Consider the following 15,053-nt stretch of genomic DNA (forward strand, 5'->3'; position numbering starts at 1 on the left):
TTGGTCATCCTGGCCCGGAAGATCGCCCGCACCGCCTTCGCCCTGATGAAGCAGCAACAAGAATATTGCCCCGCAAAGCTCTTTTAAGCATTGCAGGGCACCATAGAATCTCCCACAGCGGCTTCGTAGCCCCTTCTGTGCCGGCGGCCGCCGTTGTGGAGCCGCCTCCCCGATGGAGGCCCACATTCCCGTTATTTCGCGATGAACCTTTTTTAGCCACCGTCCATGACCGTTTTGTTCAGCCCACTTCCATACCGGGTTCGGCGCCGCTGTCCGGGGACAGCAGGAAAATATCCTCACCACCGGGGCCGGCGGCCAGAATCATGCCTTCGGAAACACCGAATTTCATCTTGCGTGGCGCCAGGTTGGCCACCAGCACCAGCAAACGGCCGTTCAATTGCTCCGGGCTGTATTTGGCCTTGATGCCGGAAAACACGGTACGTTCGCCGAGCGCGCCAACGTCCAGCCGCAGACACAGCAGTTTATCGGCACCTTCCACATGGCATGCTTCGATGACCCTGGCGACGCGCAGCTCCACCTTGCCGAAGTCCTTGATGTCAATGTGATCGTTACCCCGGTCCTCCGCTCCGGCCGCTTTGCTGTCTTCCTTTTTGGCTGCCGGCGCCGGTGTGGAGTCCTTGGAATCTTCCAGCATGGCTTCGATGTGGGCCATGTCCACCCGCGCCATCAGAGGGGTGAACTTGTTGATCGGGTGCTCCTGGAGCAACTTGTCGGTGTCCGCCCAGGTCATCGGGTCGATCGCCAGAAACTGTTCCGCCCGTTCCGCCAGGCCAGGCAGTACCGGTTTCAGATACAGTGTCAGCAGACGGAATACGTTCAGAGCGGTGGTGCACACGGCCAGCACTTCCTGCTCCCGGCCTTCTTCCTTGGCCAGGGTCCAGGGGGCCTTGTCGGCGATGTAGCCGTTGGCGTGATCGGCCAGCGCCATGATTTCCCGCATTGCCTTGCCGAATTCCCGTTGTTCATAGAATTCGGCGATGCGGGGCGCCGCCTCCTGGGCTTCGCGCACCAGCAAAGGATTATCCAACTGGGCACTCAGTGTACCGCCGAATTTCTTGACGAAGTTACCGGTGCGACTGGCGATGTTCACCACCTTGCCGACCAGATCGGTATTCACGCGCTGGGCGAAGTCGGTCAGGTTGAGATCGAAGTCGTCCACCCGGCTGTTGAGTTTGGCGGCGAAGTAATAGCGCAGATACTCCGGATCCAGATGTTCCAGATAGGTGCGGGCCTTGATGAAGGTGCCGCGGGACTTGGACATCTTGGCGCCGTTCACGGTGACGAAGCCATGGCTGTAGATGGCGGAGGGCTTGCGCAGCCCGGCGCCATCCAGCATCGCCGGCCAGAACAAGCCGTGAAAGTTGATGATGTCCTTGCCGATGAAATGATACAGCTCGGTCTTGGAGTCCGACTGCCAGTATTCATCGAAATCCAGCCCCTCGCGCTCGCACAGATTCTGGAAGCTGGCCATGTAACCGATCGGAGCGTCCAGCCACACATAGAAGAACTTGCCCGGATAGCCGGGAATTTCAAAGCCGAAGTAGGGCGCCTCCCGGGAGATATCCCAGGGCTGCAGATCTTCCATCCATTCCTGAAGCTTATTGGCCACGCCTTCCTGGAGGGAGCCGGAGCGGGTCCATTCGCGCAGCAACGGTTCGAACTGAGGCAGGTCGAAGAATAACTGGGTGACCTCCTTTTCCACCGGAGTGGCGCCGCTGATGGCGGAATAGGGCTCGATCAGCTCCGCCGGCGAGTAGGTGGCGCCACACACCTCGCAGTTGTCGCCGTACTGATCCGGCGATTTGCATTTCGGGCAGGTGCCGCGGACGAAGCGGTCGGCCAGGAACATGCCCTTTTCCGGGTCGTAGAGCTGGGTGATGGTCTTCTCGACGATGTAGCCGGCGTCCTTGTTACGCTGGAACACCATTTCGGAGAGCGCCTTGTTCTCCGGGCTGTGGGTGCTGTAGTAGTTATCGAAGCGGATCAGAAAGTCGGCGAAATCCCGTTCATGATCGGCTTTCACCTGGGCGATCTGCTGCTCCGGCGTGATGCCGTTTTCCTGCGCCTTGAGCATGATGGCGGTGCCGTGAGCGTCGTCGGCGCAGACATAAAGGCAGTTGACGTCACGCAATTTCTGGAAGCGCACCCATATGTCGGTCTGAATGTATTCCAGCAGGTGGCCCAGATGAATCGGGCCATTGGCGTAGGGCAGGGCGCTGGTAACCAGGATCTTACGGGTTTGGTCGCTCATGGAAGACTACATCGTGGACGGAATCGGACCGGCTATGATACTGGCCATGGCGGTTATTTTCACGCCTGATTCGGGCGGGGCATCCGGCGGATCGCGGTCCGTGCCCCGGCGTTGACCGATCTTACAGGTTGGCGATGGCGCGGTTGCGCTGCAGCGCTTCCATCACCTGATCCCGCGAAACCGGTTTGCTGAGATAGTCATCCACGCCGGCTTCCCGCGCTTTCTGGACATAGTCATTGGTGGCGTGAGCGGAGAGCGCGATGATCCAGCTCGGATCCACTTCCCGGTCCGCCTCGAACTGGCGGATCTCGCGGGTGGCCTGATAGCCGTCCATGACCGGCATCTCACAGTCCATGAAGATCACGTCCCAGCCTCCCAGGGTTTGCATTACCTGCTCCAGCGCCTGCCCGCCGTGATTGAGCAAAGTGGCGTGGATGCCCAGGGAGCGCAGAATGGAGTCGATCACCAACTGGTTCACGGCATTGTCTTCCACCACCATGACATTCAATCGGGACAGGGGCGAGCCGCTGGTCGGACGCGGGCCGGATTCGGGAACGGCTGGCTGCTGCTGCCGCAGCAACTGGCCCAGGGTGTTTTTCAGGCCCCGGGAGGACACCGGTGTTTCCAGCAGCAGCATGTCTTCCGGCAGTTCACCTTCCAATTGGGCGCCAATGGTTTGCAGGATCATCAAGGGCGGGTTGCCAAAGGCGCGTCGCGCGGCCAACAGGTCATCGCACGGCCGCAGGTTGTCTTCCGCGGCGATCAGAAGATCCACTTCCAGGTCCGCCGGGCGGGTGTTCAGGGCTTCCCGGGCATCGTTGTTCTCGTACACCTGCAGCCCCCAGCGGGTGAGCAACTGGGACAGGCTCAATGACAGAGCCGCGTCCTGGTTGAGCAGCATGACCTTGCGGCCGGCCAGAGGCCGGTCTTGTCGTGGACCACGTTGAACCCGGGTGGGCAGGGTCAGCCAGAAGGTGGCGCCGCGTCCCAGGGAACTGGATACGCCGATCTCGCCGCCCATCAACTGTACCAGGCGCTTGCAGATGGTCAGGCCGAGCCCGGCTCCCTGGGCCTTGTGGCGAGCCCCGTGGGGGCTCTGGTTGAACACCTGGAACAGATTGCGCTGTTGCGCCTCGTCCAGGCCGATGCCGGTGTCCACCACTTCCATCATCAGCACGCAGTAGCCCTGGTCGTCCGGCGACTGGCGCACCGTCAGGTGCAGCGCCACCTGGCCGCGATCGGTGAATTTGAAGGCGTTGCTGAGCAGGTTGGTGAGAATCTGTTTGAGACGGATCGGGTCGGCCTGGATGTACTGCGGCACCCGCGAATCAATGTAGGTGTACAGCGGCAGCCGTTTTTCGTTGGCCCGGGCGGTGAATAGCCGCACGCAATCGTCCACCAGGGCCTCCAGGTCCACCTCCTGAAGCTCCAGTTCCAGCTTGCCGGACTCGATGCGCGAATAATCGAGGATGTCGTTGATCACCGTGACCAGTGATTGGGTGGACTGGTAGATGGTGTCCACATATTGGCCCTGCTGGTGCGTCAGATCGGTACGCCGCAGCAGGTCGGTCATGCCGATGATGCCGTTCATCGGGGTGCGGATTTCGTGGCTCATGGTGGCCAGGAATTCGCTCTTGGCCTGGTTGCGGGCCCCGGCCTTGAACGCTTCCATCTCCGCCACCGCCTTGTCGCGCACGGAATGGGCGTGGGCTTCCTTGAGCCGGGTGATGCGCCGGGCCAGTGCCAGGGACAGCAACACCACGTCCAGAAAGACGCCGATTTGCGCCAGATTCTCGGTAAGCGTGGTCCGCGGCAGTACGCCGTATTTGTTCAGCGCCATGGTGGCGGCGCCGACCATGAAACAGGTCCAGGCCAGGGTGAAAATACGGGCATCGGGATCCCCGGCCAGAGCTCGCGCCACCGCCACCGCCATGATGGTGATATCCATGGCCAGAATAGCCAGCACGCAGATCGGGATGAGCGTATCGCGGCCGATGAAGGGGGCCGCCAACAGCAGTACCACTCCCACCGTCACCAACCCCCTGAGCAGCTGGGCCAGCGGCGGAGCTCGCTCGGCCAGACCGAGGAAGTTGAGGCTGAACAACGACGGCATGATGACGATCAGCGGCAACAGGTAATGCACCGAGTACTGGCTGATCAAAGCGGAACCCGGCCACAGATACTGCTGGCTGAACCCGTGTAACGTCGCCATGAACAGCGTCACCACCAGGGACCAGCAGACGTACAGCAGATAAACGCGCTCGCGGATGGTGAAGAACAGCACCAGATTGTAGAGAATCATCACCAGCATGCCGCCGAAGAACAGGCCTTGCAGCAGGGTCCTGTGCTGCAACTGCTGATGGAAATGCTCGGAACTGAGCAATCGCACGGGCAACTGGATGCTGTGGGCGGAGTCCACCTGCATCAGCACGGTGCGCGGCTCGCCGGCGGGCAGGTTGAGCGGGAATGCCGGCAGGGCATGGGGATCCGGGCGTGCCCCAAAGGGCAGGTCGATGCCGGCCCGATACTCCGAGAGCAGCGCATTTTGCTCGTCCAGCACGTACACTTGGACCCGACCCAGCAGGCCGTAGGGGATTTCCAGATGCCAGTCGGTGCGTGACGGATCCTGGTTCTCCATCGCCATCCGGAACCAGCAATGGTCCCGGGTGAAGCCCAGATTGGGGGCGTGATCACCGGCTGGCTGCCATGGCCAGCGTTGTGGATCACGGGTCAGGGTGTCACGGTCGGGCACTCGATTGGGCGGTGCGCAGAAGTAGTCCAGATGAGAATAAGGGGCGAGGTCATCGTCGCCGTCGTTGATGACCACCTTTTCCACGGCATGCGCGCTTACCGACAACAGTAAGATCAGCAAGCCCGAAAGTGCGAGCCGGATTGAGCGGTTCGGTGCGTCCTTGATCAAAATCGTTGTAACCCGATGAGACGATCCATCGGGATAGTATTAATTAAGTATGGCGGCCTTGCCAGCTCGGAATAGGGAGGAAAAAATCGCCGGGAGCGATTTTGACGTCGCCTTGGCGACGGCCCACAGGGTGACCGCCATGGACGGTGGTCACAAAAAAACGCCGGGAGCGATGGCTGTCCCACCGTTGTGGAGCGGGCCGCTAACACGCAACACGCTGGCACGCCAACACGCTTTGAAACCACTCGGGCATCCCGGGGGGAGAGTTCCCTGGTTTAAGACCATTGAACTCCCCCTTCGGGGCGCCCCGCGGGGCGTCCAAACGGTGCTTTAAGCACCGTTGTGTGACCCGGGTCCGCAGGGCGCATGGTTTCGTGGAAGGAGATGCCGGATCAAGTCCGGCATGACGGGGTTACTTTGAATTGGTGTCCCCAAGGCCGGGAAGCGGGCCTTGGGTTTGGCGTGCCGGCGTGTTGCGTGTCAGCGTGCCAGCGGATTGTGGGACACTAATGGCCGGGAGCAATTTTTGACGTCGCCCCGGCGACGGTTCACAGGGTGATCGCCATTGCCAGTGGTCACAGTAAGGGGGGAATGTGAGAGTCCACTCATTTTCAGTGGGACCCGTGGTCGGAGCGGTAGCGCCACGGCGGGTACGTATTTTGGGCGTGATGCCGACCGCATCGCTGGTGGCCGGGGAAAAAAAGGCGCTGGGGCGGATTCGCTGGCGTCGTGAAGGGGAAAGCCACTGGCGCGGGCCGAAGCATTTTCGCATCAACGGTAATTTCGACAGCAGCGGCGTGGTGGTGCTCTCGGAGCTGGAGCCGGGAAGCCGTTACCAGTTCCAGGCCGGCTGGGTCAGTGACAGTGCCGTGGCCGATGCGGCACTGCAATGGGACGGGGCCGACAACGGTGCCTTCCGTACCTCGCCGCTGGATGAAAGCGCCCCGGCGCGGTTCCTGTTCGGTTCCTGTTGTTACCGCTTCGTCGGCAGTGACCGGGAAGTGGAGGACGCCCGGGCCGACCGGGTGTTCGCCACCATGGCCGGCATCGCCGAGCATGAGCCCACCGATTTCGTCATGTTTGGCGGTGATCAGGTCTATGCCGACGCCACCTGGCGGCTGGCGGCGGCGTCCACCCAGCAACATTATTTCGACCTGTACCGGCAGAGCTTTGGTCAGCCCAACATCAAGCGGCTGATGTCCCGTTACAACCAGCACATGATCCTTGATGACCACGAGATCGAGAATAACTGGCCGGCACGGGCGGACGCCGATCTCTGGACCAGCAAGTATCCGGCGGCGATCAAGGCCTATCAGATCTATCAGGCCTCGCATTCGCCGGCGGTACCGCTGAACGATGCCGGCACCCGGCTGGATCGTGACCCGGATGCGCTCTGGTACCGTTTCCGCTGGGGCTGCGCGGACTTCTTCATGATGGACCTGCGTACCGAGCGGGTGCTGAGCCGCTGGCCCTGGCAAAAGCGCATCACCTCCAAGGTGCAGGAACGGGCGGTGCTGGAGTGGCTCAATACCGAGCCGGACAGGATTAAATGTCTGGTGTCCTCGGTGCCGTTGTTCCCGGAACAGCGCTGGCCGTTCCGTGGCGATGATGCCTGGGAAGGGTTCCGGGCCCAGCGACAGCGGCTGCTGGACGGTATCCGCGATGCCGGCTGCCGGCGGGTGCTGGTGCTCAGCGGCGATGTGCATGCCTCGCTCTACGCGCGCCTGGATGCCCGCGGCCGGGCGCCGGTACATGCCTGGATTTGTTCCGGCCTGTTCTGGCCCACCGCGCTGATGGCGTTCCGCTGGTACCGCCCGATGATTCGGGATCAGCACCACCTGCGCGGTTTGAGCCGGTTGTCGGTGGGCAAAGTCTCGGTACCCGGTGAAGTGCATAGCCGTGATGCGTTCTCGCGAATTGTGCTCGATGACAATGGCGCCTCGCTGACCGCCTATGATCGACACGGTGAGCCCCTGCCTCAGGTCGGGCGGGAAATTCAATGGTGATGGCGGTTTTTCCCCGACCCTCACCTGGGCCATAATGGCGCCCCTTCTTTTGTCCGGAGCCGTCATGACCGAGCCTTCCCCTGGCCAGGTATTGCGAGAAAAACTGAACCAGGAAACCGCTCCGATGCGTTGGTCCGAACTGCAGCCTTTTTTTGCCCGGGGGCTGGTGGTGGCGGTGGCGGGGCATCTGGATCTGATCGATGTGGCGGCGGCGTTCGCCGAGGATCAGGCGGCACGGATTTCCGTCTGGCGCAAGGACGGCGAGGTGGACCTGGTTCAGGACCAGCAGGCGCAGGGCTGGTTCGAGACCGATCAGGAGCTGTGGACCCTGGTGGTGAAGCCCTGGGTGCTGGTCCAGCCGATTCCGTTGCACTGATCTTCCAGTGCGCCCAAAGCGCTTGCGTTGACTCTGGTCTCCCTCAATAATACTGTTCAAATGATCAGTATTATTGAGGGTGGATCATGGCCAATCAAGCCGGTAACCGGGGTACCCTGAGCGAATGTGAGGGACGTTTCGCGGTGACCCGGATAGAGCGGGACGAGCCCCCGGAGGCGCGACCCACCCGTTATCACCGGGAAATCGCCCGCTCCGTTATTACCCATAATCGCAGCCCGGATCTGCACTTCGACAGCAGCGTCAATCCCTATCGGGGCTGCGAGCATGGCTGCATTTATTGTTTCGCCCGCCCCAACCACGCCTATGTGGACCTGTCGCCGGGGCAGGATTTTGAAAGCGAGATCTTCTGCAAGGACAACGCCGCCGAAGTGTTGCGTGAAACGCTGCGCAAACCAGGCTACCGCTGCCGTCCTTTGGTGGTCGGCACCGCCACCGATCCCTATCAGCCGGTGGAACGGGAGCGACGCATTACCCGGGAGATCCTGCAGGTGTTGTCCGATTGTGCCCACCCGTTCAGCCTGATTACCAAAAGCGCCCTGGTACTGAGGGATCTGGATCTGATCGCGCCGATGGCGCGCAACGGGCGAGCCAGCGTGGCGGTGTCCGTGACCACCCTGGACAACACGCTGAAGAATCAACTGGAACCACGGGCCACCGCCGGCCGTGAGCGGGTACGGGTGGTGAGGGAACTGGCCCGGGCCGGTGTGCCGGTGACGGTGCTGGTGGCGCCGCTGATTCCGTTCATCAACGATCATGAACTGGAGGACATCGTCGAGCAGGTGGCCGCCGCGGGCGCCCGCAGTGCAGGTTATGTGGTGCTGCGTTTGCCTCATGAGCTGGGCGCGCTGTGGGAGCAATGGCTGCGGGAGCATTATCCGGATCGCGCCGGGCGGGTGATGTCGACACTGCGGGAACTGCACGGCGGGGCCGCCTATGACAGCCGCTGGTTTCATCGACATCAGGGCAAGGGGCCCTGGGCGTCGCTGTTGTCCCAGCGTTTTCGCAACGCCTGCCAGCGTCATGGTCTGGCGCCCCGGGAAGGTTTCAAACTGGATATTTCCGGTTTTCGACCGCCGGGCCAGGAAGGCCAGATGAGTTTGTGGGGGGATTAGATGTGGGCCGGATGTCAGACGCTAGACGCTAAAGTCAAAACCCGGGGCCGCGGGTGTTGCGGAAGCAAATAGGTGTTTTGGTTCTTGCCAGGGTGTTGGGGCTGGTTTTGCATTACCAGCGTCCAGCGCTTTTGCCATCATTGAACAGCCTTTTACGAATCAACACTTAAATATGCAGTGAAAAAAGCGTTAACTGACTGGAACTGAACCATCGACGGAGCGGGGTATGGAAGCGGTACTGATCACTGGCGCCAGCGCCGGTATTGGCGATGCTTTCGCCCGGCAATTGGCGGCGGAAGGGTACAATTTGGTGCTGGCGGCGCGGCGCTTGCCGGCCCTGCGGCAATTGGGTGAGGAACTGGCCGCTTCGTTCAATATCGAAGTGGTGGCGCTGGAATGCGATCTGTCCAGGGTGGACGCGGTATCGCGCCTGATACACGAGCTGGATACCCGCGCGATTCGTCTGGTGGGGTTGGTCAATAACGCCGGTTTTGGTGACCGGGGGCTGTTCAAGGATCTGCCGCTGTCACGGCAGATGAACATGATCCAGGTAAACGTCAACGCTTTGGTGGCATTGACCTGGCAGGTGTTGCCGCAACTGAGCAATGCCCGCGATGCGTTCATCATCAACGTGGCTTCCACCGCGGCCTTCCAGGCCGGGCCGAACATGGCTGTCTACTACGCCACCAAGGCGTTCGTGCTGTCCTTCAGCGAAGCGTTGCATGAGGAATTGCGCGGCCAGGGCATCAAGGTCAGTGCGCTTTGTCCCGGCGCCACGCGCACTGAATTCGCCGATCAGGCCAACATGGGCGGGACCAGGCTGTTCAAGGCCGGTACCATGCAGCCCCGAGACGTGGTGCGCCAGTCTCTGGAGCACCGGCGGCGCGCCATCGTGGTGACGGGCTGGCGTAACCGGTTGCTGGTCTGGCTTGGCAAATTCTCCCCACGCCTGGCGACCCGCCGCATTGCCGCCTGGCTGCAGGCCTGACACCGAAACCCGAAGGGCCAGGCTCACTTTCCTTAGTTGGATGGATCGCAAACAGGCTCTGAGGAGACCGATCATTGTCGTTGTTGTGGAATCGGCCGGAGCGGCCAAAAGTCACCCTGGTGTTGGCCCATGGCGCCGGGGCGCCGATGGACAGCCCTTTCATGACAAGCATGGCGGAATTGCTGGCGGATCGGGGTATTCAGGTGGCCCGCTTTGAATTTGAGTATATGGACCGGCGCCGTCGCGAAGGTGTCAAGGCGCCGCCGGATCGGGCCGAGAAGTTGCTGGCGCGATTCGATGCCGTTGTGGGCGAGGTGCTCAAGGAAAAAGACAGTGGATTGCCACTATGGATTGGTGGCAAATCCATGGGGGGGCGCATGGCGACGCTGCTGGCGGCGGACACCGGAGCGGACAATCAGCCCTGGGCCGGCGTGGTGGCCCTGGGCTATCCGTTTCATCCCCCGGGCAAACCGGAGCGTACCCGCACCGGCCACCTGCCGTCGTTGTCACGGCCGACCCTGATCTGTCAGGGAGAGCGCGACCCGTTCGGCAGGCCACCGGAAGTGGCTGGCTATGCATTGGGCGGCCAGGTGACGGTGACCTGGCTGCCCGATGGGGACCACGACCTGAAGCCGCGAAAATCAGCGCCGGTAAGCCACCAGGATAACCTGCGTCAGGCGGCGGATCGCATCGTCGAATTCATCGACGCCTGCTAGCGGATGTCAGGCGTCCCGGGCCGGTTTCTCGGTGACCCAGAGGTAGATGGTCCCGGCCACCACCACGGTGCCATCGTCGCGTCGGGCGGTGACGGTGACCGGCAGGTCCGGACCATTTTCCCAGGCATCGGCGTCCACCTCGGCGGTGGCGACGATATCGCTGTTGGCCTTGGCGGTGTAGCGTACGTCCATGCCCTTGGGAATCCAGCGCAGGTGTTTGGGAATGGAGGCTTCGGCCATGGCGCCCATGGCGGCTTCCAAGGCATTACAGATGGCAATGACATGAACGGTGCCGATGTGGTTCTCCACTGCTTTGCGCTTTTTGATGTGAACTTCGCAGTAGTTGGGGCGCAGTTCGGCGATCAACGGTCGGACGGTGCCGAAATAGGGCGCCTTGCGGCTGAAAATCAGGGAAAACAATTCCCGCCCCTTGGGAATCCGGCGGGTTTTGCGGTACAGATTAAGCAGATAGTTGTCGCTCATGGGGGCTCTCCGAAAAGGAAGGCCCCGATTGTGCCGGCACTGATTCCCGGCACAATGGCCGTGGAAACCGCGGCGGCGGTCTCGCCGTCGATATTGAGGGCAGGGCCTCGGCAAGTGGTGTTGGCAAGGGCTGTCTCGGAACAGCGGCTATCTCGGGCGGTAAGACTCTCACGGACGCAAGGAACAGGAGACTGACATGGACACCCCATTACAGTGGTGGCGCCGCCAGGGCTGGGGCCGGCGTACGGTGGTGATCTGCCTTTTCCTCTATGTGCTGTATCTGGTGGTGGTGGGGCTGATCCTGCCCGGCTGGCTGCGCGGCAAGGCGGAACAGGAATTGTCCTCATTGTTGGGCCGGACGGTCACGGTGGAGAAGGTCAGCCTCAATCCCTTCGTTTTATCGGCCACGGTGGAAGGGTTCGATATCGCCGACGACCGCACCGAGACCCTGCTCGGGTTTCAGCGTCTGTTCGTCAATGCCCAGTTCTGGTCTTCGTTGTTTCATTGGCGTCCCTGGGTCAGGGAAATCAGTCTGGATGGACTGGACGCGGGCTTGTGGCGAGGCCAGGGCGGCGAACTGAGTATCGACGATATTCTGGCGCGGCTCTCACAACCGGCCGCCGGCACGGATGACGCCGGCGCCGATGGCGCCGATACGGATAGCCCGGATACGGATAGCCCAGATACCGTCGCGACTGACGAGCCGGAGCCGCCGGAACAGGAGCAACCGGAGCAGCAGCAGGAACCGTTGGTGGCGGAGACAACGCCCGCCAGCGAGACCGAAGCGGCGTCACAACAGGAATCACAGGTGCCGGCGCTGACCGTGGACGTGCTGCAATTGACCGCCGGGAGAGTGCGCTTCATCGACGCCACGGGTGAGGAGCCGGTGACCCTGACACTGCCGGTGGAGTTCAAGGTCGAGGACCTCACCACCCGCGCGCCTGAGCAGGAAGACAATCGCTATGCCCTGAACATCGAGGGGCCGGATGGCGGTACGCTGGAATGGAGCGGCCGCTTTAACTTGCAACCATTGAGCACCGATGGTCGGCTGAGTATGGCCCAGGTGGATCTGGTGTCCTTTGCCCAACTGTTGCGCTCCCAGTTTGATTTCCGCATTCCGTCCGGCCATCTGGCGTTGAGCGCGGATTACCGCTTCTCGGCGGAACAGGGGCAGGGCCTGACGGTGCGCAACGGTACGCTGGAACTGGACAATCTGGTGATTCGTCGTGCCGGCCAGGAGGACGCCAACCTGACGCTACCGCGCATCGCCGTCAATGGCGTAAGTCTGGACACCGTATCCAGGGAAGTGACGGTGCCGGAGGTGCGGATCAGCGAGGCGGTGGTGAACGCGGAGCTGGATCAGGAAGGGCTTGATCTGGCCACCCTGTTTCTGCCGCGCAATCCGGCCGAAGAGGAACAGGAAAATGCGGAAGACAGTGCTGTCGAGCCCTGGCGGGTGGCACTTCAAACCCTGGTCTTGGAACAGGCGCAACTGACGTTGCTGGACAAAACCGTGAGTCCGGCCACGCCGGTGGCGTTCACCAACACCAATCTGACCGTCACCGACGTCACCGTGGGCGACCAGATCAGTTGGCATTGGCAGGGCGACGCGGTGCTGGCGGAGAGTGGCCGGCTCAATCACAGCGGCGAAGGCAGCTTGTCGCCGCTGAACATTTCGGCGGCGATCAAGGCGGACGCCGTCCCGTTGCCGACGTTCGCGCCCTGGGTGAAGCAGGCCGTGCCGATCACCATACGCCGTGGCCAGGCCAGTGCTGACCTAAAAGTGGACGTCGCCGGCGAGGAACCGGTGGTGACCGTATCCGGCGGTGCTGGACTGAACAACCTGGATCTGCTTGAAGGAAATGGCCAGAGCTTCGCCAAACTGGCGTCGTTGCAGGCCAGCGGTGTGTCGGTCAACACCGCCGAGCATCGCGCCACGGTGGCCAATATTGATGTCAGTGGCCTGGATCTGATCAATCGGGTGGACGCCCAGGGCCGGGACCTGGTGTCGCGGCTGAACACTGGCGGTGGTGGCGGTGGTGGCGGTGATGCCGGAGGGCCGGCCTGGCGGGTCGGCCTCAAACAGGTCCGTGTGAAGAATTCCAAGCTGGCGCACAACGATGCATCGCTGTCGAAACCGTTCGCCATTTCTCTGGAGCAATGGAACAGCACGGTACGCAATTTCGACACTGGCGGGGGCCGTGCCGCGATTACCCTGAATGGCAAGGTGAATGGCAATGCGCCCTTGAAGGCGGAAGGCTCGGTGTCACCGGATCCGTTATTCCTGGATCTGAAAATGGATTTCCAGAGCTACGGCATGGAAGGGCTGACGCCTTACACCGGCCGCTTCCTCGGCTACGCGGTGCGCCGTGGCTTGCTGAGCGTGAACTCCACGGTGAAGATCGAAAACAATCAGTTGGAAAGCCGCTCCACGGTGGCCGCCGACCGCTTTTTCCTGGGTGACCGGGTGCAGAGCGACGAAGCCGTGAATGCGCCGGTTCGGCTGGGCTTGTCGGTGTTACGTGATTCCTCGGGCATGATCAATTTGCCGTTGAATGTCTCCGGTGACATGAACGATCCCAGTTTCAGCGTCACGGGGCTGATCTTCACCGTGATCAAGAACGTATTGGTGAAGGCCGCCACCGCGCCATTTTCACTGTTGTCCAGCCTGGCCGGCGGCAAGGATCTGGAGCAGATCGCGTTTCCCGCCGGTGACGCCCTGCCCGGTGCGGAGACCCGGCAGAATCTGGCGACCTTGAATGATGTGCTCAGCAAACGACCGGGCCTGTCGGTGGTGCTCAGCGGACAAACCAATGACGAGGATCGGGCCGCCTTTGCCCGCCAGGCCCTGGGTGAACAGTTGAGCGAAGGCATGTTCCGTGGTGACTGGCCGGGAGAGCAGGCGGCGTTGGCCGACCATCGCTGGGGCAAACGCATCGTCAAGGAGTTCGAGAAAAGATTCGATGCCGACAGCGCCGAATTGGGCGTGGAAGGTCGCGATGACGCCGCCGACGCCCGCCGTGCCCGGCTGGCCTGGGAGCGGCTGGTGGAAGCCGCCGCCAAGGACGTCAGCGCACAGACGCTGCGGACCTTGGCGACGCAGCGGGCGGAGAACGCGCGCAACGAACTGGTGGAGCAGCATGGATTGGATGCGGGCCGGGTTCGTCTTGGGGATCCGGCCATGGACGGTAAACTGGCGGGCATCCAACTTGGGCTGGGCAACGATTAAATGAGTCTGATCTGGGAGCAGCAGCACGACGGGGTGTGTTATCAGGTGCGTCGCCGGCGAACCACTTTGGAGCTGTACGCCAATGGGGTGCAGCACTCCGAATTCCACCCCCGCCGTTTGGTCACCGGCAGTGTCTGGGATCTGTTGTGGTTGCCGGCGTTATTGGGAGAACCGGAACGGCTGCGGCGGGTGCTGGTGCTGGGTTTGGGAGGCGGCACGCTGATCCCGCCGCTGCGCCGGTTATTGAAACCGGAGTGTCTGGTGGCGGTGGAAATGGACCCGTTGCATCTGACCGTGGCGCGGGACGTGTTTCAGGTGATCGACGATGATATGGAAACGGTGGAAGGCGATGCGGTGCAGTGGCTCCGTGATTACCAGGGGCCGCCATTCGATCTGATCATCGAGGATCTGTTCGCGCCCAGTGACGAATCCGTAACACGGGCGGTGGCGGCGGATCGCGACTGGTGCGACAGTCTGAGCCGGCATGTCTCCGAACAGGGGGTGCTGGTGATGAACTTCGGCGACTATCGTGAGTTTCGCGACAGCCACGCGGCTGGCTCCGCCGCCATGGCCGGTTGGGCCAGCCGCTTCCGCCTGTCCTGTGGCGACTGCCACAATGCGGTGGTGGCGTTTTCCCGGTTGTCGGCGCGCAGCGTACACCTGCGGCGCCGGGTGCAGGCGCATCCGGCGCTGGCTCCGTCAGTGCGTGACGGGCGTCTTAACTACCATATCCGCCAGCTGAACTAGCCCGCGGCCAGTTAATCGGTCTTGGAAACATCCATTCACGCCGTATTCGCTGGCAAGCCAGCTTCCCACGGAGGGGAACTACGAAGCTGCTGTGGGAAGCTGGCTTGCCAGCGAATACGGCATGTAGGCGTGCCAGCCTGTAAGCTGGCGGGTCTACAGCTGTGGGATTCCACGGGTTCGTGG

General features: G+C 62.0%; 10 protein-coding genes. 7 read left to right on the forward strand and 3 right to left on the reverse strand.

All coding sequences use genetic code 11. From position 1 onward, the window contains the following. Window positions 1-238 precede the first annotated feature (238 nt). Entirely contained in the window at window positions 239-2,272 is a 2,034-nt protein-coding gene (gene metG, locus E0L37_RS19285; RefSeq protein ID WP_133493284.1) for a methionine--tRNA ligase, read from the reverse strand. Between the two features lie 121 nt (window positions 2,273-2,393). After that, window positions 2,394-5,144, reverse strand: a complete 2,751-nt coding sequence (locus E0L37_RS19290; protein ID WP_240687512.1) for a hybrid sensor histidine kinase/response regulator — start codon at window positions 5,142-5,144, stop codon at window positions 2,394-2,396. Between the two features lie 716 nt (window positions 5,145-5,860). Between E0L37_RS19290 and E0L37_RS19295 the strand changes: the two genes are divergently transcribed. From E0L37_RS19295 to E0L37_RS19315, 5 genes are all read left to right on the forward strand, one after another. Further along, window positions 5,861-7,198, forward strand: a complete 1,338-nt coding sequence (locus tag E0L37_RS19295) for an alkaline phosphatase D family protein (protein ID WP_240687514.1) — start codon at window positions 5,861-5,863, stop codon at window positions 7,196-7,198. A gap of 64 nt (window positions 7,199-7,262) precedes the next feature. Then, window positions 7,263-7,574 carry a DUF2288 domain-containing protein gene (locus E0L37_RS19300; RefSeq protein WP_133493285.1) on the forward strand — a complete coding sequence of 104 codons (312 nt, stop codon included), beginning with the start codon at window positions 7,263-7,265 and terminating at the stop codon, window positions 7,572-7,574. Between the two features lie 86 nt (window positions 7,575-7,660). Continuing rightward, window positions 7,661-8,707 (forward strand): PA0069 family radical SAM protein, encoded by a 1,047-nt coding sequence (locus E0L37_RS19305; protein WP_133493286.1) that lies wholly within the window; start codon window positions 7,661-7,663, stop codon window positions 8,705-8,707. Between the two features lie 226 nt (window positions 8,708-8,933). Next, entirely contained in the window at window positions 8,934-9,695 is a 762-nt protein-coding gene (locus E0L37_RS19310; protein WP_133493287.1) for an SDR family oxidoreductase, read from the forward strand. A 74-nt stretch (window positions 9,696-9,769) separates the two neighbouring features. Next, complete coding sequence (locus E0L37_RS19315; RefSeq protein WP_236564008.1) at window positions 9,770-10,411, forward strand: alpha/beta family hydrolase; 642 nt, start codon at window positions 9,770-9,772, stop codon at window positions 10,409-10,411. A gap of 6 nt (window positions 10,412-10,417) precedes the next feature. Here the strand turns inward: E0L37_RS19315 and E0L37_RS19320 are convergent, their stop codons facing one another. Beyond that, window positions 10,418-10,894, reverse strand: coding sequence for a hotdog fold domain-containing protein (locus tag E0L37_RS19320; protein ID WP_133493288.1), 477 nt, complete (start codon window positions 10,892-10,894; stop codon window positions 10,418-10,420). A 196-nt stretch (window positions 10,895-11,090) separates the two neighbouring features. Here E0L37_RS19320 and E0L37_RS19325 point away from each other — a divergent pair, with 196 nt between their 5' ends. Together E0L37_RS19325 and E0L37_RS19330 are read left to right on the forward strand one after the other, a co-directional pair. After that, window positions 11,091-14,123 (forward strand): DUF748 domain-containing protein, encoded by a 3,033-nt coding sequence (locus E0L37_RS19325; RefSeq protein WP_133493289.1) that lies wholly within the window; start codon window positions 11,091-11,093, stop codon window positions 14,121-14,123. Then, on the forward strand, window positions 14,124-14,870 hold the full coding sequence (locus E0L37_RS19330) for a hypothetical protein (protein ID WP_133493290.1): 747 nt from the start codon (window positions 14,124-14,126) through the stop codon (window positions 14,868-14,870). Window positions 14,871-15,053: the final 183 nt, after the last annotated feature.

It is taken from the genome of Alcanivorax sp. 24 (assembly GCF_004360225.1).
GTDB lineage: Bacteria > Pseudomonadota > Gammaproteobacteria > Pseudomonadales > Alcanivoracaceae > Alloalcanivorax > Alloalcanivorax xiamenensis.